Raw genomic sequence first — 18,956 nt, 5'->3', positions numbered from 1 at the left:
AATTTATACTATAGTATTATGGTTTCTAAGGAAGAGAGCAAACAAGTATATATTGCCCGTATAAATTGGGTAATGGATTACATTAATAATAATATAGATTCTACTATTGATCTTTCAGTAATGGCAAATATAGCATTATTCTCACCATATCATTTTCATAGAATATTTACATTTATTACCGGAGAAACGCCCAAACATTTCCTTTTGCGGATACGATTAGAAAAGGTCGCTTCTCATCTACAAAATAACACGAAAGACTCAATCCAAGAAATTGCATTCCAATACGGATTTACAAATATATCTTCATTTAGCAGAGCTTTTAAATCCTATTTTAAAATAAACGCCAAAGAATTTAGAAAATTAGATAAAGCTATATTTATTAAAAATGGAATCCGATATAGCAAGAATGGCAAACTTGTTAGCAAGATAAGCAAAAATATAGAAGAAAAAAGTGATCATATTTGCTACATAAAACAAAATGAATTAGTAATAATGAACACAAAAATCGAAATCAAACAAATGCCTGAATTACATCTTATTTATTGTCGACATGTGGGTGCATTCAATAAAATAGGTCAGGCTTATGACAAACTTTTCAAATGGGCAACTCCTAAAAATCTTATCACTCCCACTACTAAAACTGTAACTGTATATCAAGACGATCCTTCAGTTACTGATATAGAAAAAGTACGTCAAGATGCTTGCATTACTGTTGAAAATGATGTAAAAGTAGAAGGAGAAATAGGTAAATCTATAATTCCTGGAGGGAACTATGCAGTAGGACATTTTGAAATTAAAGATAACGAATTTGAAAAGTCATGGAATACCATGTGTCTTTGGCTAACCGAAAGTGGTTACCAACCAGCAGGATCTTGTAGTTATGAACTCTATCATAACAATCATGATGAACATCCTGAAAAAAAATTTATACTAGACATATGTATACCTATAAAACCATTGTAGAAAATTAAATTCCCCACAAGCTGAATAATATAAATAATTCAGCTTGTGTACTTTATATACTATTCTCTCTATTTTTCATAAATTATTTAGCATACCACAAAACAAAAATTCAATATATTTATTAAGCCTTATCTATACATTAAAAAAATCTCAATTTATTAACAAAAGATAAGAAAACTATACAATAAAAATTTTTATTTTTGGATAGTATTAATCTTTAAACTTAAAAAAAAATGACAAAAGGAATAAATCAGGATTTTGGAAAATTACTTATAAGAATTTCCGTAGGAGGATTAATGATTTTTCACGGAATTTATAAACTAATTCATGGGCATGATTTTATTAAAATTATGTTAGAAAAAAAAGGACTTCCTTCCATCTTATGGCTCGGAGTTCCAAGTAGGAGAAATTATAGCTCCCATTTTTATTATATTGGGAATATTTACTCGTATATCTTCCTTATTAGTTGCCTTCACCATGATTATGACAATTTATTTAGTTCATGAAATGAATATATTTAACATTTCCGAAAATGGAGGATTAGCAGGAGAACTCAATATATTCTACCTTCTTGCTTCTTTATCCATATTTTTCTTAGGATCCGGGAAATATAGCTTATATAAAGGAAATAAAGGAATATTAATGTAATATAATACTGTATAAATATAGGAAATTGGCCAAGTAATCATTAAAAGATTTAAACAAAAGAAATATTTATTCCTCATAAAATATTTAAATTATGAATATAAAAAATAAAAACTTGTTTTTTTTATTATCTATAATGAAGTGTTATCCTTTTTATTTTTATGATATATAAAATCATTACTATAGGACATGAATTACACGTTTAGTGTCACATTTAATTATATAAATCCCTATAAATAATAATTCTTAAAGAATTTACTACCCTAAAAAACCTTAAAAATTATATATATAAAAAATGTATTTTTGCATTATTGTACACTCAATATGAAGAATATCCGAAATTTTTGCATTATTGCACATATAGATCATGGAAAAAGCACATTAGCAGATCGTCTCTTACAACAAACTAAAACTATTTCAGACAGAGAACTTCAAGAACAAACACTGGATGATATGGATTTAGAACGTGAGCGAGGAATTACAATTAAAAGCCATGCCATACAAATGGAATATGAGCATAAAGGTGAAAAATATATTCTGAATTTGATTGATACTCCTGGGCATGTAGATTTCTCATATGAAGTTTCGCGCTCTATCGCTGCGTGCGAAGGTGCTTTATTAATTGTAGATGCCGCGCAAAGCATTCAGGCTCAAACCATTTCTAATCTATATTTAGCCTTAGAACATGATTTAGAAATTATACCGGTATTAAATAAAATAGATTTGCCTTCTGCTAATCCTGAAGAGGTTACTGATGAAATCGTTAATCTTTTAGGGTGTAAACCAGAAGAGGTCCTCCGTGCAAGTGGAAAGACCGGTGAAGGAGTATCTGAATTGCTTGAGCAAATTGTAGAAAGAATTCCTTCTCCCTCAGGAAATCCTGAAGCTCCATTACAAGCCTTAATTTTTGATTCTGTGTTTAATCCCTTTAGGGGAATTGAAGCCTACTTTAAAATTATAAACGGGAACATAAAAAAAGGTCAAAAAGTAAAATTTATGGCAACAGGAAAAGACTATGATGCTGATGAAATAGGCACACTCAAATTAAATCAAATTCCTAAAAAAATCATTCAATGTGGAGATGTCGGATATATAGTGAGTGGAATTAAAGAAGCCCGCGAAGTTAAAGTGGGAGACACTATTACATCTGTAGAAAATCCAGCCTCTGAAGCAATTTCAGGATTTGAAGAAGTAAAACCCATGGTTTTTGCAGGTATTTATCCCGTAGACACTGAAGAATACGAATTATTAAGAAGTGCTTTAGAAAAATTACAGCTCAATGATGCTTCTCTTGTTTTTGAACCAGAATCCTCTGCGGCTTTAGGTTTTGGTTTTCGATGTGGTTTTTTAGGAATGTTACATATGGAAATCATTCAGGAACGTTTAGAAAGAGAATTTAAAATGACAGTAATTACCACTGTACCTAATGTATCTTATAATGCTTACTTAAATAAAGCTCCAGAAAAAGCAATTGCTGTACATAACCCTTCAGAATTACCAGAACCCACTTTGCTCAACCGTGTAGAAGAGCCGTATATTAAAGCATCTATCATTACTAAAGCAGATTTTATAGGTGCTGTTATGACCCTTTGTATTGAAAAAAGAGGAGAACTCACCAATCAGTCCTATCTAACAACCGACAGGGTTGAATTATGGTTTGAAATGCCTTTAGCAGAGGTAGTTTTTGATTTTTATGATCGATTAAAAACAATATCAAAAGGATATGCTTCTTTTGATTATGCCCCTTCGAAAATGCAAGCTTCTAAATTAGTAAAAGTAGATATACTAATTAACGGAGAGCCTGTAGACGCTTTATCTGCACTTATCCATCAAGACAACGCTTATTCCATCGGGAAAAAAATGTGTGAAAAGTTAAAAGAACTTATTCCCAGACAACAGTTTGATATTCCAATTCAGGCTGCAATAGGAGCAAAAATAATAGCTCGTGAAACTATTAAAGCATTAAGAAAAGATGTTACAGCTAAATGTTATGGTGGAGATATTTCACGAAAAAGAAAATTGTTGGAAAAACAAAAAGAAGGGAAAAAACGTATGCGTCAAATAGGCCGGGTAGAAGTTCCTCAATCTGCTTTTTTGGCTGTATTAAAATTAAATTAGAGTAAAAAAATAAGCTTTTTAAGGCTATATAAAAGCTATTTTAATAATTTTACTATATAATATCTATCCACATATATAATATCTATCCACATATTTTGGAAGTAATTGTTAATTTCCATGCAATTACTTTCGTTTCTTTATTTAAGTCTTTTAAAAAAAATTAATCTATCATAATATTTGATAAAAAATTAAAAGTTAATATGGATTAATTTGCTGATTATTTTTTTATTAAATATTATGATATAAAAAAACATATATTAAAAAAAAGTTTTAAATTAGGCTTTCTAAGATTTTTATTATGATGTTTGACAAGATATTAGAAAAAGTAAACGAAACCGTTTCTTTAAACAAAGAGGAAAAAGATTATTTGAAGTCAATATTAAAATTCAAAAAAGTAAATAAAAAAGAATATGTATTAAAACAAGATGTAATTGAAAATAATTATTATTTTATAATTTCCGGATGTTTACGAAGTTATATTATAGACAAAAAAGGTATAGAACATGTAATACAATTTTCATCTAAAGGTTGGTGGATATCAGACAATGAAAGTTTATTATATAATAAACCGACAAAATTTAATATTTCAGCAGCAATGGATTCAGAAATATTAATTTTGACAAAAGAAGCAAAAGAGGAATCTATAAAAAAATACTCTAAATTGGAAAAATATTATAATGAGGGATTAGAAAAATCTATAATTTTTTTACGTAACCGATTAAATGAAATTTTAAGTTTATCTGCAGAAGAAAGATATTTAGATTTTTGTGAAAAATTCCCCGACCTTAAAGATCAAATTTCGCAAAAATATATTGCTTCATATATTGGAGTAACTCCGGAATTTTTTAGTTTTATGAAAAAAAAAATTAAAAACAGAAAATCAAAATAAAATTTAACTATTAATTAAATTTATGAATCTAATATCCCATATAATTCAAATATTAGAAAATGAACACGTAATTACACTTCCTTCATTAGGTAAATTTCAACTCACATTTAATTCTGTAACAATAGATGATACTACAAAAAAAATATTCCCTCCCTATTATTCAATTGTATTTTCTCAACAATATGATATTAAAAATGAAACTATTTTCAAAAAAATCTCTAGCTTAGAATCTATTGAAGAAAACCAAGTGAGGGAAGAATATGGTTTGATTTTATCCCAATGGAAAGATATTTTAAAAGATAAAAAACAATTATTTTTAGAATGTTTTGGAGTTTTTACTTCTGATAAGGAAAAAATATCTTTTAAAATGTTCGAAAATTGTATTGTTAATTTTAAAAATTTTGGGTTACCTGTCATTTAAGAATTTATTATTTATTTTCTCTTTTATGAAATCTAAATCTCCTTCTGATTCGCGAACTATTATGACAACAATAGTGCTTACTAATGAAACTAATACTTGTAATAATATGTTTGGTGGAGATTTATTAGCCCTTATGGATAGAGCATGTGCTATTGCAGCTCAAAGGCATGCTGAAGCTAGAGTGGTAACCGCTTCCGTAAATCATGTTTCTTTTTCCTTGCCTATACCTTTAGGCAGCACTGTAGAAGTAATAGCCAAAGTTTCACGTGTATTTGGCAGTTCTATGGAGATTTTTGCAGACATATGGGTTGAAAACCCTTTAAATCAAACTAAAATAAAATCTAACGAGGGTATTTATACTTTTGTGGCTTTAGATGAAAATATGAAACCACAAAAAGTTCCTGAATTGATACCGGAAACAGAGGAAGAAATTTTTAGATATAAAGGAGCAAAACAAAGGAGAGAACTTTCTTTGCTATTGTCAGGAAGACTTAAACCTTCAGAGGCTTATGAACTTAAAAAGCTTTTAAAAAAGTTTTAATCATAAATTTAATTATCATTGTATGTTAACAATTTTAAGCTTTCTCCATCAAAAACCGCATAAGTAAAATAAGAAATCCAATCTCCAAGATTAACATAATGGCTTTGTTTTTGTTCTCCTATTGGTAAATCCATAGGCAGATGACGATGACCATAAATAAAATAATCAATTTTTTTGTCTTTTAATTTCTCTTTAGAAAATACAATTAGCCATTCGTTATCTTCTCCTAAAAATTTAATATCTTCTTCTCCACTAATTAATTTATTTTTCCTGGAAAAATAATTCCCTAAAGTTACTCCTATATCAGGATGGAGCCATTGAAATAACCATCTTGCCAATGGGTTAGTAAATATTTTTTTCATTGTTTTATAGCTTTTATCTCCGGGACCTAGTCCATCTCCGTGAGCTATAAAAAATTTTTTATTATTGATATCAAATTCCTGTTCGTTTGTATAAAGTATAATACTCAATTCATTTTGCAAATAATCTCTCATCCATAAATCATGATTCCCTGTAAAAAAATATAGAACTATACCCATATCTGAGAGTTCTGCTAATTTGCCTAAAATTCTAACAAATCCTTTAGGTACAACCGTTTTGTATTCATGCCAAAAATCAAATAAGTCTCCTAATAAAAATAAGACCTGACAATCTCCTTTTATACTATCTAAAAAGTTAATAAACTTTTTTTCCCTAATTTTTGAATCTTTTTCATTAGGAGCTCCAAAATGTTGGTCAGAGGCAAAGTAAACTTTTTTTCCTTTTACTAAATTTATTTCATTTGATCTTCCAGTCTCCATTCTCCATAAGAAGTTTCTGTTTCATATAATTTTAACTTGACTAACAATATGTTTTGGGGAAGCTTTGCTTGTATTTTTTTTGCAAAATCTATCAACATATTCTCACAAGTAGGCTGATAATCGGTAAAAATTACTTTATGTCCTTCTGCTATTAATCTTTCTCCTAAATCCTTGTGTTTCGATTGGGCATTTAATACTACACCATGATCTAAAGGGTCTATTATTAAAGAATTAACTATTAATTTCAGATCACTAAAATCCATCACCATGCCGTTTTTTTTATCATCTAGATCATCTACAGGAATCCCTTTTATTGTCACATACAATTTATAAGAATGTCCATGAATATTTTTACATTTACCATCATACCCCCATAAAGCATGAGCAGTTTCAAAAGTAAATATTTTTGTTAGTCGAATCACCACTCAATAATTTCTCTATATTTAAGCAAAGGTAAATCAAAAAAATTATGTGGCAAGAAGTTCTTAATATGTTATTCCCTAAAAAATGTATTAACTGTGAAATTATTATTCCCTCATCACAATTGTATTTATGTGAAGTTTGTAAAACAAAACTCCCTTTTACAGGGATAATTTTAAATAATGAAAACTATCTATGTGAAAAATTAAATTTAATAACAAAAATTGAATCTGCCTCTGCTTTATTAAATTTTACTAAAAATAATATTACACAGAAACTAATTCATCACCTTAAGTATAAAAACATGCCTGAACTTGGTGAATGGTTAGCTGAAATATGGTTTCAAAATAATAAAGATAATCCTTTCTTAAAAAAAATAGAAACCGTAATTCCTGTTCCTATACATCCTAAAAGATTAAAAAATCGAAATTATAACCAATTAACTTTATGTGGAAAAAGATTAGCTGATTTGTTAAATTGTGAATATGATGATTATACTCTTAAACGCATTTACCATTTAAAATCTCAAACTCAATCTGGAAAATATGAACGTATGGAAAGAATGAAAAATACGTTTCAAAGAACAAATTCTAAAAAATCACATTTTCTATTAGTGGATGATGTTTTAACAACCGGTTCAACGTTAATATATTGCACAGAAGAACTTTTAAAAATTAAAACTTCACAAGTAAGTATTTTTACTTTAGCTGTAGCTAACTAATTATTGAAGTTTGATGAATTAAATTTTTATATTATTTTTACTTTCACTTTATTTATCATTTAAATCTATATTCTTTTTATGAATTTTAAAAATTAAAGTATATTTTTATTAGTAATTAAATGAGATTTCTATTAAAATCCCCTAATTTATTAAAAAAATATTTTTCTATTTTATAACATTTTTTCTTATATTTGCAATATATTTCGTTAGTAGTATATGAAAAAAACTCTATCTTCTATACTTATATTATTCTGTTTAAACCTTATTGTTGCTAATAGTGAGCTTCCTAACAGTAAGGGTATGGATTGGTTAGAACAAAAAACTGTAACAAAATCAAAATTATATCCAAATCCTGCGAAAGATTTTGTATTTATAAAAAATTACTCTTCAAGTAAATTAAAAAATATTTCTATTTTATCTATGGTAGGTAGTTCTGTTCTTTCTAAAGAAATAACAGATAACAACAACAATCCGGAAATAAATATCAGTAAATTACCTACTGGAAAATATTTTGTTAAAGTTTCTTATTTAGATGGATATATGGAAATTTTAACTTTAATAAAAATCTAATTCTACCCTACCCTGTTTATTTATTTGGCATATTAATTGACTTTCTACTACCGCAAATAATTAGACAATATACATTAATACACACATAATCAGCCATGTAATAAATTTATTAATAGGTAAATTTTATTATTATACTTATTAATCTATTAATTTTTGTCATATTAATTAAAAGAAAAGAAATGAAATTTGACACTTTGTCATTAGATCAGGTTATTCAAAACGATAGTGAATTTATTCCTTTAATGAGTCAGGACGAGGAAGATAAAATGATGAATGAATCATTTCCATCTGTACTTCCTTTACTTCCAGTAAGAAATGTTGTACTATTTCCAGGAGTTATTGTACCTGTTACTGCGGGAAGGGATAAATCTATAAAATTGTTACAAGAAGCGCAAAAGTCTGATAAAATTATAGCCGTAATTACGCAAAAAGACAATAAAACAGATGAGCCTAAATTTGAAGATCTTCATAGTGTAGGTACTATAGGTAAAATATTAAAATTACTTAAAATGCCGGACGGAAGTTCAATGGTTATTATACAGGGAATCCGAAAATTTGCTCTTAATAGTATTATAGAAGACACTCCTTACCTTAAAGCAGAAGTTACCCTACTGGACGATAAGAATAAAACAGCCCCTAAAGATAAAGAACATTTTGATGCTCTTTTAGAAAGTCTTAGGGAAACAGCAATTAAAACCATTCATGAAAATCCAGCCATACCTTCTGAAGCTTCTTTTGCATTAAAGAATATTGAAGGCAATACTTTGTTGGTAAATTTTGTAGCCTCTAATCTGGATATTCCTCTCAATGAAAAACAACATTTATTAGAAATTCAAAATTTATTTGAAAGAGCTTCCCAGACTTTAAAACATTTAAATTTAGAACTTCAAAAAATTACTCTTAAAAATTCTATTCAAGATAAAGTTAATACTGACCTTAATAAACAACAAAGAGAATATTTTTTACAACAGCAAATGAAAACCATACAAGAAGAACTTGGAGGGGTTTCTTATGAAGCTGAGTTGGAAGAAATGAGAGCAAAATGTGCTAAAAAAAAATGGTCAAAATCCGTAAAAGAACATTTCGAAAAAGAATTAAATCGATTAGCCAGAATGAATTCCCAAAGTCCTGATTATGGAGTACAAAGGAATTATTTAGAGTTAATGCTAGATCTTCCATGGGAAAAATACAGTAAGGATAATTTCGATATTAATCATGCAGAAAAGATTTTAAATAAAGATCATTTTGGGTTAGAAGATGTAAAAGAACGTATTTTGGAGTATTTGGCTGTACTTAGACTTAAAGGAGATATGAAATCTCCTATAATTTGTCTTTATGGCCCTCCGGGCGTAGGAAAAACATCTTTAGGTAAATCTATAGCATCTGCGTTAGGTAGAAAATATATTAGGATGGCTTTAGGAGGTTTGCATGATGAATCAGAAATTCGTGGACACAGAAAAACATATATAGGAGCCATGCCTGGTAGAATTATACAATCTATTAAAAAAGCAGGAACTTCAAATCCTGTTATTGTTTTAGATGAGATTGATAAAGTTAGTAATAGCGGTCATGGAGACCCTTCTTCTGCATTGCTTGAAGTGCTAGATCCAGAACAAAATAGCACTTTTCATGATAATTTTTTAGATGTAGACTATGATTTATCAAAAGTATTGTTCATAGCAACTGCTAATAATTTATCTACAATTCAACCAGCATTATTAGATAGAATGGAAATTATAGATATTTCAGGCTATACAATCGAAGAAAAAGTAGAAATAGCCACAAAGTATCTTCTTCCTAAACAGATATTAGAACATGGTCTAAATAAAAAAGATGTTTCTATTGGCAAAAAAGAAATAGAATTTATAGTACAAGCCTACACTCGAGAATCTGGTGTAAGAAATTTAGAAAGAAAAATAGCTAAAATCATTCGTAATACTGCATTATCCATAAGTAGAGAACAGAAATATAACAAAAAAGTAAATAGGGCTAAAATTGAAGAAATATTAGGACCTCCTATGATGCCTGAAGAATCTGAAAATAATATAGTTCCTGGTGTAGTTACCGGTTTAGCTTGGACACAAGTAGGTGGTGATATATTATTTATTGAAAGTATTCTTTCTAAAGGATCCGGAAAATTATCTATGACCGGGAATTTAGGTAACGTGATGAAAGAATCTGCAACTATTGCATTGGAATATATTAAAGCTAATTACAAAAAATTTTCTATTGACCCAAAAATAATTGAAGAAAGCAATATACATATTCATGTTCCCGAAGGTGCTACTCCTAAAGATGGCCCTTCTGCAGGTATTGCGATGCTTACTTCTTTAGTTTCTTCTTTTACTGGAAAAAAAGTAAAATCCAAGTGGGCTATGACAGGTGAAATTACTCTACGTGGAAAAGTTCTTCCTGTAGGAGGGATTAAAGAAAAAATATTAGCAGCAAAAAGAGCCGGAATTACAGATGTTATTCTTTGTGAAGAAAATAAAAAAGATATTGAAAAAATAAAGCCCGATTATATAAAAGGACTAAACATACATTATGTAACTCAAATGTCTGAAGTAATAAATCTGGCAATATAATATAAAAAGGCATAATAATAATTATGCCTTTTTTTGTGTTTTTTTATTTCTAATATATGAATATGTTTATAGTTGATATATTTGTTGACATCCCATATTCTTTAATTTTCCATCAGTGTATATAATTTAATTATATTTTACCAGAATATACTTTATTCTAATAAAAAAACAAACCTATCCTAATTGGTTTTAATCACAAAAATTGAAAATATAGTTAATATATAATTTTTTAATATAAACTTGGGAGCAGAATTATGAGATAAAGTGATTTTCTTTACTTTCTATCTATAAAAGATGCTTATTTTGGATACTCCTCTTTTATTTATGATATAATAGAAATCATTTTTATTTTATTTACCTTTGATCTATGAATGGTGCTAACATAAAACAATTTTATTTAAATTCAATAGATGAAGAAAAAGCTAAACTTATTCCTTTAAAAAAGCAAATTTTTATCATTGCAACTCTCCGTTTACTTACACTTACCTTAGGTATCGTAATATGTTATTTAACATGGAACAATACTTTATTAACAATTGCTATAGCCCTTTTTTTCTTTTTTATATTTATTTTACTTTTAAATTATTATGGAAAACTAATTTTTAAAAAAAAATATAGTTTAACATTAATTGAGATTTCAGAAGATGAATTAAAAGGACTAAATTATGATTTTTCAGCCTTTGATGGAGCCCCTGAAAAAATACAGGCTGAACATAGTTATAGTTTTGATTTAGATTTATTTGGAGATCGTTCTTTCTTCCAATCTATAAACCGTACAGTAACTTTTTCAGGTAAAGATTATTTAGCCCGATGTATTTTATTCCCGCAAAAAGATCGGGAGGTTATATTAGGTTATCAAAAAGCAATTCAGGAACTGGCAAAAAAATTGAAATATATTACACATTTTAGAATTATGGGAAAAATTACACAAAAAGAAATCCATAATTCATCCAAATTAACTGAAACCTATTCTCATAAAAACTTATTATATAAAAATAAATTTTGGGCTATTCTTACCTATATAGTTCCATTAAGTTATATTGTATTATTAATATTATTTCTAACAGGACTTATCTCTGCCATTTATTTTATTCCTTTATGGCTGGTTACATTTACCATAAGCTCTTTCTCTATCAAACCTATAAATTCTATTCTGGATATTTTTGATAAGAAAACAGATATTCTTACCACTTATTCTCAACTTTTACAAATCATAGAAGATGAAAAATTCCATTCAACTTTACTTACATCCAATCAAGATCTTACACATTCTCAAATAAAAGCATCTTTAGCTATTAAAAAATTAGAAAGGTATTGCTCTAATTTAAATATGGGTCTTTCTTATCCTGTAATATTATTTTTTAATCCTGTTTTGTTCTGGAATGTAAACTATGCTATAAAAGTGGAAAAATGGTTGGAAAAATATCAAAATGAAATACCTAAATGGATGGAATCTACCGCGCATATGGATGCTCTTTGTTCTCTTTCTATATTTGCTTTCAATCATCCCGAATATATTTATCCTACAATAATTACAGAACATTTTACTTTTACAGGAAAAAATTTGGGTCACCCACTTATTCCGGAAAATACTTGTGTAAAAAACAATGTTTCTATTGATAAAGATTCTTATTTTCTAGTTATAACAGGAGCTAATATGGCTGGAAAAAGTACATATCTAAGAACAATCGGTATCAATCATGTATTAGCCTGCATGGGTGCACCGGTTTGTGCTTCCTCTTTAGAATTCTATCCCGGGAATCTGTTCACTAATTTACGAACTACAGATTCTTTGGCAGATAATGAGTCATATTTTTTCTCTGAATTAAAAAGATTAAAAATGATTATAGACCGATTGCAATCTGGAGAACGTTTATTCATTATCTTAGATGAAATTTTAAAAGGAACTAATTCGGAAGATAAACAAAAGGGATCTCTAGCTCTTATGAAACAGCTGATCTCTTTACAAGGAAATGGAATTATTGCTACTCATGATCTTGTATTGGGTTCTTTGGAGAATGAATATCCTGAAAATGTGAAAAATTATTGTTTTGAAGCAGATATAACTGAAAATCGATTAACTTTTACCTATAAAATCAGAGAAGGAATTGCACAAAATATGAATGCTACCTTTTTAATGAAACAAATGGGAATCACAGGACTATAAAATTTTAAATTATATAACAGTCTGATATATAATCATTATATTCATTACATATAAATGATTCCTATATCAAATAACTGATCTCCTTTTTTTACTGGCAGAGTGCCTATTTTATATAGTACAACTCCTGAAACAACCGCTTTTATTTCTTCTTGCTTATTTCCAAAAAAATCAGTAATATATCCTATTTTTTGTCCTTTTTTTACATGATCTCCTGCTTTTACATCTGAATAAAAAATTCCATCAGAATTACTAATTATATTTTCTTTTTCTTCTATAAGTATTGATGGAATATTAGACTTTACGCCTTGTTGCATTTGCAAATATATCATTAAATTGTTTAGAGCTTTGTTAAGATCATGTACCTCTTTTCCCTCTTCCTGCCTCATACTGCCACATTCTATAAATACTGTTGGGATATGTTGATATTTATCTTTTCTTGAGGTATATATAGAATCTTTAGCAATTTTTTCATTATTTCCCAAAGCTACTACATAATTAAATCCCATGTTTTGAGCCATTGCCTTAGTTATTTCTGATAATTGAACATCTGAATAATAATTATAAAACCCGGCATATGGTATTATATCATCATAAGCATCGCCTGTGCACATATGTACCAAATAATTACACCGATTTATAATTTTTTTTGTAATAAATTCTCTTATTTGTTCTGTTTTTTTTTCATTCTTGGAAGAACTTTTATTCAGATTTTTACTTTTCATCAGATCAACATAACTAACTCGGCTCATTAAAGAAGGAACATTCGGGATGTTAACTATAAGTAAGGTTCCTTTTATCTCATGAGAATTCGCTTTTTGTATTAATTTTTGTATGGCTATAATTTGAGAATAATCGTACTCATGATTCCATGTAATAATACCTAAAACGGGACCTTTTTGTTTTCCATTTATTACTGTTACAGGAATTTCTGTCTTAACTGTATCTCCTATTGTTATTAAAGTATCAAAACGTGTATTTAAAGGAATTTTTTTGCTTTCAAAAAAAAACTCTTGTGCATTCATAAAAAATCCGATACTAAATAGTATTATGGCTGATATTAAGTATTTCATTTCAATCTGACATATTTATAAAAATAATTTTTTAAGAAAAATTTGCTAATATATGTGCATTTCAAAAAACCTACCAAAATTATTCTTTTACTGTAAAGATTGTTTCTAGACTTTTAATCTTTGATTATTTTAAGAATTTTTTTTATTATTCATAATTAAGGTTATATCTATTATTTTTAAGTTAAATTTGATTGTTCTTCTATATGAAGATAAGAAGAGATGCTTAACGCACCTCTTCTTTTTGTGTTCAAACATTAAAAATTCAAACTAAATATACAATTATCTCTTTTTAGCCATACATTTGATAATTATTTTATTCATCTTTTACTGATGATATTTTCCTAAATCTATATTCTTTTATTAAATTTTCCCTATTAATTATAATAATACTTAAAGCATCTAAAACATCAGGTTTATTCCTATTAAAACGAGTTCTAACATTTTCAGGAGTGGTTTTAAGCATTTTAGATGCTAATATATAATCTCCAACCTGTAACTTTTTTTTAATTTGTTCGGTTGTCATAACAATATTATATTATTTTTAATATATTTGTTTAACATTCAACAAATATATAAACATTTTGTTTATTTACACAAATAATTTTACACGGAATGTTTATTTTTTATACTATACATGGATAAAATCAGTATTTTAAATGATATTAAAAAACATTATGGATTTCGAAAAAACAAAGAATTTGCTAATTTCTTAGGAATTTCTCCGCAAACGTTATCTAATTGGAAGGCTAGGAATACGTATGATCCTGTACTGATATATAGTAAATGTAAAGATATTAACCCTGATTGGCTACTTACGGGAACTGGAAATATATGCAAGGTTTATCCTAAATATTTAGTTGATAATATAATTGCTTCTGAGCCTTCTACTTCTTATGCTTTGGATAAGACTGAAATTCCTATTTATAATTTGGATTCCGGTATAAGTCTTCATGATTTATGTAATAATAAAACCCAATGGACAAAGATTTTAAAATTTGTAAGAATTCCGGGTATTTCCGATTTTGATGCAGCTTGTTACGTTTTAGATAATTCAATGTTCCCGATTGTTAAAGCAGGTGATATTATTATTTTTAAAAATATTACCCTAAAAGAAACTCTTTCAGGTAAAATGTACTTAATTGAAACTGAAAAAATAATAAACAACAAAGTACACAAATTGTTTGAAATTAGAATTTTAGAAAAATTTATTCCTGAAAGACAAGTTTTTGTTTTTCAAACTAAAAATACTTTTAATAAAACAACTGAACTTAATTCTAATGAAATTATTTCTATAGCCTATATTCAGGCGAGTATATGTTTTAATTAAATCTATGTAATATTTTTAAATTCTGCTACTTATAGATAACACACCATATTTCATTTCTAGTTTAAAACTGTTTTATTGTTGTAACAACAAAACAATTTTATTATATTTGTTTAAATAAATTTAATAACAGAATTTGCTTTTCAAGAACTTAATTCGTGTGTATTTATATGGATAAAAGGGAAATTTTCAATAAGCTCATGATTTATTTAGGTTTTAAAAAAGATGTTGAGTTAGCTCGTTTTTTAGGAATCTCATCTCAAACTCTTTCAAACTGGAAATCTCGAAATACTTATAAACCTCAATTGATACACAAAAAATGTCCTGAAATAAATATTGAATGGTTATTAACAGGGAATGGTCCCATGTTAAATTATAAAAATTCTTATTTTGATATAAAAAAACAAAAGGTTAACGAACCTATATATAATCGTGATTCTTCAAATGAAAATTTACATAACATTCCATTATATAATCTAGATACAGGACTTGGCCTTAAGGACGCTATATTCAATTCAAAAAACATTATCACAAATTATATAAAAATTCCTAATCTTTCAAATTGCGATGGAGCTATTTATGTAAGAAATGATTCAATGTATCCTCTTTTTAAAAGTGGAGATATTATTGCTTTTAAAATTGTTTCTAAAGATAATATGTTTTGGGGAGAAATGTATCTAATAGAAATAGTTATTGATGAAAATAACAGTTTTCTCACCATTCGTTATTTGCAAAAATCAGAATTAGGAAAAGATTCTATTAAATTGACCTGTGAAAATCCTCAGTATGAGCCTCAGGATATACCACTGGAAAAGGTTAAGACTCTTGCTCTTATTCGTGCAAGTATTCGTCTGTATTAACCTATTCCCCTAACCAGCTTTTAAATACGGAAACCCTTTCCCTGCTCACAATAAATGATTCTTTTTTATCTTCTACATTTATTTGTAATCGAGAATTGGAATAAGGCAATATATCTTTAATATAAGAAATATGAATTATACACTGTCGGCTTATTCTAAAGAAATTTTTAGGATTCAATTCTTCTTCCAATTCGTCCAATGTAATATCTAAAGGGTAACCTCTGTCTGAAATTTGTAAATACGTTATTTTATTCTCACTAAAAAAACAAGATATATCTTTTGCATACACTGGTTTCAACAAATTTCCTGCTTTTATTAAAAAACGTTCTTTATATATAAAATTTTTAGCAAACATATTTTTTAATAATTCCGGATAGAAATCTTCTTTCTTATAATTAATCTGGGAAAACTTATGTATTGCAGCTCTTAATTCCTCTTTTTGTATAGGTTTTAACAAATAATCTATGCTATTTAGCTTAAAGGCTTTTAGAGTATATTGATCAAAGGCTGTAGTAAAAATAATAAAACTATCAAATAAATTTACAGATTCAAAAATCTCAAAAGACAAACCATCTCCCAATTGTATATCAGAAAATAATAAGGCAGGGCATGAATTAGACTTAAACCATTTTATGGAAGATTCTACAGAATATAAAATGGTTTCTACTTCAAGTCCCTGAGCGATAAGCATTCGTTCCAGTCTTCTTGCTGCTGGTTTTTCATCTTCTATAATAATTGTTTTCATTAAATTGTGGAAATTATTATAATATTTATGAATTAAATCTCTTTTTTTCTAATATTTCTTTAATTTTCTTTTCTTCCCAATCATATTTAGAATCTGGGAGACAAAACAGAGTTATGGCTTTTCCTAAAACTACTATTACGCAAGGAACAATCACCCAGATAGCCCAAAAAAAATATAAATTAATTCCATTGGCCGTAAAAATATGGCCCCATGCAGTAATTAAATTTATAGATGTACAAATTAATATTGCCATAATATTGGACATCAACGTTTTATAGAATTTTTTAAGTTCTCCAACCCTCTTTTCCGCAACTTCCCTTTGTTTTACAGTATATTCCATTGTTACATAGTTTTTATTTATTATAGGCAGATATACTTTAAATTCCTTTTCCGTTTTTTCAATTTCCATAGACAACCCTAATTTCTGATATCTTGCCTGTATGTTAACTAAACCTTTTTTACTAGTAGATTGTAAATTCTTTTTGGGAGAAAGATTATTTTTCACACTGAGTACATCTCCAATTTGTATAATTTCTATCTTCAAAGGATTACTTTCACTTAACCTATTATGTTTAAAAGCATTTTCTATTAAAAGTTGAATACTTAAGGGAAATACTTGACCTTCTTTATTTATATCATTAGAAACTGAAAACTCAACCATTCCCTCAAACCTTTTATTCATAAGATTTATATAACTTTTTACAAATTTCAATTCTTCATTGACAGTAACAAAGTCATTTGTTTGTTGTTCCAATACATAACGATATATACTAGATAATTCTTGGGTAAATTCATGTGCTGCGTACCTATTTTCATCAATTAAAGAATCTAATACATTTAAACTGTTAAAGAGAAAATGAGAACTTAACTGTTTTTGTAATCCTTCATATTGAGATGATATTTTTTGTATTACTAATTCTTGCTTTTGATTTTTATCATGATATATTTTCTCATAAAACCATGAAATATAATTAATTAATGTAATAATTACGGATATTAAAATCGGTATTAAATAATAAAAAACAAATCTGATACCATTCCAGGTTTCCTCAATTGTTTTCCCTTCAACATTTACAATTAAAAGATTAACTAAAAAAGTAGCAAGAAAAGATACTAAAACTGAAGATATAAGCCCGGTTATTAATCCTAATTTTTCTTGCCCTTCTTTTCTAAATATTTTCTTAATTATAGAGATAACTAGTGTTATCCCCAAATAATTTGCACACGCATAAGCCATTGTGAAAAATATAATAGTTAGAAGATCTTTAAATTCAATTTTTGCTTCTAATCGGTAATTGATGAATAAAATTAGTCCTGTAATTAATAAAATAACTAATATAAACTTGGGAATATTCTTCATTTTACTTATTTTTTTGATAATTTGTACTTTTTATAAAATATAGTAAAGGTAAATTTAAATTGTACTTTTTATGAATAAAATGTTATTCTATTATTTGTATTTATATACGACAGATCTATTTTAAACATTTATTTGCAACCCGCTCAAAAAGTAATCGCTCCCATTTTGGAGTAAGAGTTGTTTTGTGTTCAGATTTCATAAGATTTTCTATTCTGGACAATTGTTCACATTCAGCAGAAATATCTTCTTTAAAAAACATTTTTTTCCCAAAACTGAAATTAATCAACACCAATCTGGGGCGTGGGTTTTCAGGATTTTCCTTTATGGATTTTTCCAATATATTATAAACACTCCCTGTTAAAGAAGCCCCTAAATTCATAGGATCTGTACTAATTTTCATCATCATAATATATCCCTGCAAAGCCCATAGTTCTGATTTATCTGCCCTTTCTATAGACAATGCTTCTCTTATTCTATCTTCGGCATCATTCAAAACTGCAATTCCTAAATCCGGTTTTATAAAGAAACTACATAAATCAATATATGCTTCATAATATAATGGCTGCCATTGATCAGGAAATAGTCTGTTCACCCTTACTAACTGGTTATTTAAATCTGTTATTTTTTCTAATGACGTTGCAGAATCTAAAGAAACTACTATTTTCTCCATTTCTTTCTGATACATTTCTTTCGTCTGTGCTGCTAAGATTACACTAAGACAAAGACTAACTATTACTACTATTTTTTTCATAATTCT

Annotated in this window: 20 protein-coding genes; 13 read left to right on the top strand and 7 right to left on the bottom strand. The window is 27.6% G+C overall.

Annotated features, from left to right (window positions below; all coding sequences use genetic code 11):
• Nucleotides 1-18: 18 nt before the first annotated feature.
• From C4S77_RS10735 to C4S77_RS10710, 7 genes are all read left to right on the top strand, one after another.
• A complete protein-coding gene (locus C4S77_RS10735) occupies nt 19-963 on the top strand; it encodes an AraC family transcriptional regulator (RefSeq protein ID WP_105191865.1) in 945 nt (314 codons plus the stop codon).
• Nucleotides 964-1,196: 233 nt separating this feature from the next.
• On the top strand, nt 1,197-1,469 hold the full coding sequence (locus C4S77_RS13425) for a DoxX family protein (protein WP_260209876.1): 273 nt from the start codon (nt 1,197-1,199) through the stop codon (nt 1,467-1,469).
• Nucleotides 1,396-1,611, top strand: coding sequence for a DoxX family protein (locus C4S77_RS13420; RefSeq protein ID WP_395856411.1), 216 nt, complete (start codon nt 1,396-1,398; stop codon nt 1,609-1,611). The genes C4S77_RS13425 and C4S77_RS13420 overlap by 74 nt, the downstream gene beginning before the upstream one ends.
• 321 nt (nt 1,612-1,932) lie before the next feature.
• On the top strand, nt 1,933-3,726 hold the full coding sequence (lepA, locus tag C4S77_RS10725; RefSeq protein WP_105247551.1) for a translation elongation factor 4: 1,794 nt from the start codon (nt 1,933-1,935) through the stop codon (nt 3,724-3,726).
• A 298-nt stretch (nt 3,727-4,024) separates the two neighbouring features.
• Entirely contained in the window at nt 4,025-4,615 is a 591-nt protein-coding gene (locus C4S77_RS10720; RefSeq protein WP_105247550.1) for a Crp/Fnr family transcriptional regulator, read from the top strand.
• Between the two features lie 22 nt (nt 4,616-4,637).
• The gene (locus C4S77_RS10715) at nt 4,638-5,036 is read left to right on the top strand and encodes an HU domain-containing protein (protein ID WP_105247549.1); all 399 of its coding nucleotides are present in this window, start codon (nt 4,638-4,640) and stop codon (nt 5,034-5,036) included.
• 25 nt (nt 5,037-5,061) lie between these two features.
• Entirely contained in the window at nt 5,062-5,577 is a 516-nt protein-coding gene (locus tag C4S77_RS10710; protein WP_105247548.1) for an acyl-CoA thioesterase, read from the top strand.
• A gap of 8 nt (nt 5,578-5,585) precedes the next feature.
• On the opposite strand, the gene C4S77_RS10705 is transcribed toward C4S77_RS10710, so the two are convergent.
• Together C4S77_RS10705 and C4S77_RS10700 are read right to left on the bottom strand one after the other, a co-directional pair.
• Complete coding sequence (locus C4S77_RS10705; protein WP_105247547.1) at nt 5,586-6,377, bottom strand: UDP-2,3-diacylglucosamine diphosphatase; 792 nt, start codon at nt 6,375-6,377, stop codon at nt 5,586-5,588.
• Nucleotides 6,350-6,799, bottom strand: a complete 450-nt coding sequence (locus C4S77_RS10700) for a 6-pyruvoyl trahydropterin synthase family protein (RefSeq protein ID WP_105247806.1) — start codon at nt 6,797-6,799, stop codon at nt 6,350-6,352. Before C4S77_RS10700 ends, C4S77_RS10705 begins: the two co-directional genes overlap by 28 nt.
• A 47-nt stretch (nt 6,800-6,846) precedes the next feature.
• Between C4S77_RS10700 and C4S77_RS10695 the strand changes: the two genes are divergently transcribed.
• The 4 genes from C4S77_RS10695 to C4S77_RS10680 all read left to right on the top strand — a co-directional run bounded on the left by C4S77_RS10695 (nt 6,847) and on the right by C4S77_RS10680 (nt 12,840).
• Complete coding sequence (locus C4S77_RS10695; RefSeq protein ID WP_105247546.1) at nt 6,847-7,518, top strand: ComF family protein; 672 nt, start codon at nt 6,847-6,849, stop codon at nt 7,516-7,518.
• 216 nt (nt 7,519-7,734) lie between these two features.
• Nucleotides 7,735-8,088, top strand: coding sequence for a T9SS type A sorting domain-containing protein (locus C4S77_RS10690; protein WP_105247545.1), 354 nt, complete (start codon nt 7,735-7,737; stop codon nt 8,086-8,088).
• Between the two features lie 179 nt (nt 8,089-8,267).
• Entirely contained in the window at nt 8,268-10,673 is a 2,406-nt protein-coding gene (gene lon / locus C4S77_RS10685) for an endopeptidase La (RefSeq protein WP_105247544.1), read from the top strand.
• A gap of 367 nt (nt 10,674-11,040) precedes the next feature.
• The gene (locus tag C4S77_RS10680; protein WP_105247543.1) at nt 11,041-12,840 is read left to right on the top strand and encodes a MutS family DNA mismatch repair protein; all 1,800 of its coding nucleotides are present in this window, start codon (nt 11,041-11,043) and stop codon (nt 12,838-12,840) included.
• A gap of 44 nt (nt 12,841-12,884) precedes the next feature.
• Here the strand turns inward: C4S77_RS10680 and C4S77_RS10675 are convergent, their stop codons facing one another.
• The gene (locus C4S77_RS10675; protein WP_105247542.1) at nt 12,885-13,910 is read right to left on the bottom strand and encodes a succinylglutamate desuccinylase/aspartoacylase family protein; all 1,026 of its coding nucleotides are present in this window, start codon (nt 13,908-13,910) and stop codon (nt 12,885-12,887) included.
• Nucleotides 13,911-14,223: 313 nt separating this feature from the next.
• Nucleotides 14,224-14,433 carry a hypothetical protein gene (locus C4S77_RS10670; protein WP_105191889.1) on the bottom strand — a complete coding sequence of 70 codons (210 nt, stop codon included), beginning with the start codon at nt 14,431-14,433 and terminating at the stop codon, nt 14,224-14,226.
• A 111-nt stretch (nt 14,434-14,544) separates the two neighbouring features.
• Here C4S77_RS10670 and C4S77_RS10665 point away from each other — a divergent pair, with 111 nt between their 5' ends.
• Both C4S77_RS10665 and C4S77_RS10660 read left to right on the top strand, forming a co-directional pair.
• Nucleotides 14,545-15,237 carry a helix-turn-helix domain-containing protein gene (locus C4S77_RS10665; RefSeq protein ID WP_105247541.1) on the top strand — a complete coding sequence of 231 codons (693 nt, stop codon included), beginning with the start codon at nt 14,545-14,547 and terminating at the stop codon, nt 15,235-15,237.
• Between the two features lie 167 nt (nt 15,238-15,404).
• Nucleotides 15,405-16,094 (top strand): LexA family transcriptional regulator, encoded by a 690-nt coding sequence (locus tag C4S77_RS10660; protein ID WP_105247540.1) that lies wholly within the window; start codon nt 15,405-15,407, stop codon nt 16,092-16,094.
• Nucleotide 16,095: 1 nt separating this feature from the next.
• On the opposite strand, the gene C4S77_RS10655 is transcribed toward C4S77_RS10660, so the two are convergent.
• The 3 genes from C4S77_RS10655 to C4S77_RS10645 all read right to left on the bottom strand — a co-directional run bounded on the left by C4S77_RS10655 (nt 16,096) and on the right by C4S77_RS10645 (nt 18,950).
• On the bottom strand, nt 16,096-16,839 hold the full coding sequence (locus C4S77_RS10655) for a LytR/AlgR family response regulator transcription factor (RefSeq protein WP_105247539.1): 744 nt from the start codon (nt 16,837-16,839) through the stop codon (nt 16,096-16,098).
• Nucleotides 16,840-16,864: 25 nt separating this feature from the next.
• The gene (locus C4S77_RS10650; protein ID WP_105247538.1) at nt 16,865-18,199 is read right to left on the bottom strand and encodes a histidine kinase; all 1,335 of its coding nucleotides are present in this window, start codon (nt 18,197-18,199) and stop codon (nt 16,865-16,867) included.
• A gap of 115 nt (nt 18,200-18,314) precedes the next feature.
• Nucleotides 18,315-18,950 carry a hypothetical protein gene (locus C4S77_RS10645; protein ID WP_146106107.1) on the bottom strand — a complete coding sequence of 212 codons (636 nt, stop codon included), beginning with the start codon at nt 18,948-18,950 and terminating at the stop codon, nt 18,315-18,317.
• Nucleotides 18,951-18,956 lie beyond the last annotated feature (6 nt).

This window comes from Apibacter adventoris, from assembly GCF_002964975.1.
Lineage (GTDB): Bacteria > Bacteroidota > Bacteroidia > Flavobacteriales > Weeksellaceae > Apibacter > Apibacter adventoris.
The sequence above is the reverse complement of the archived record's forward strand: the minus strand, read 5'-3'. Positions and strand labels throughout refer to the sequence as shown.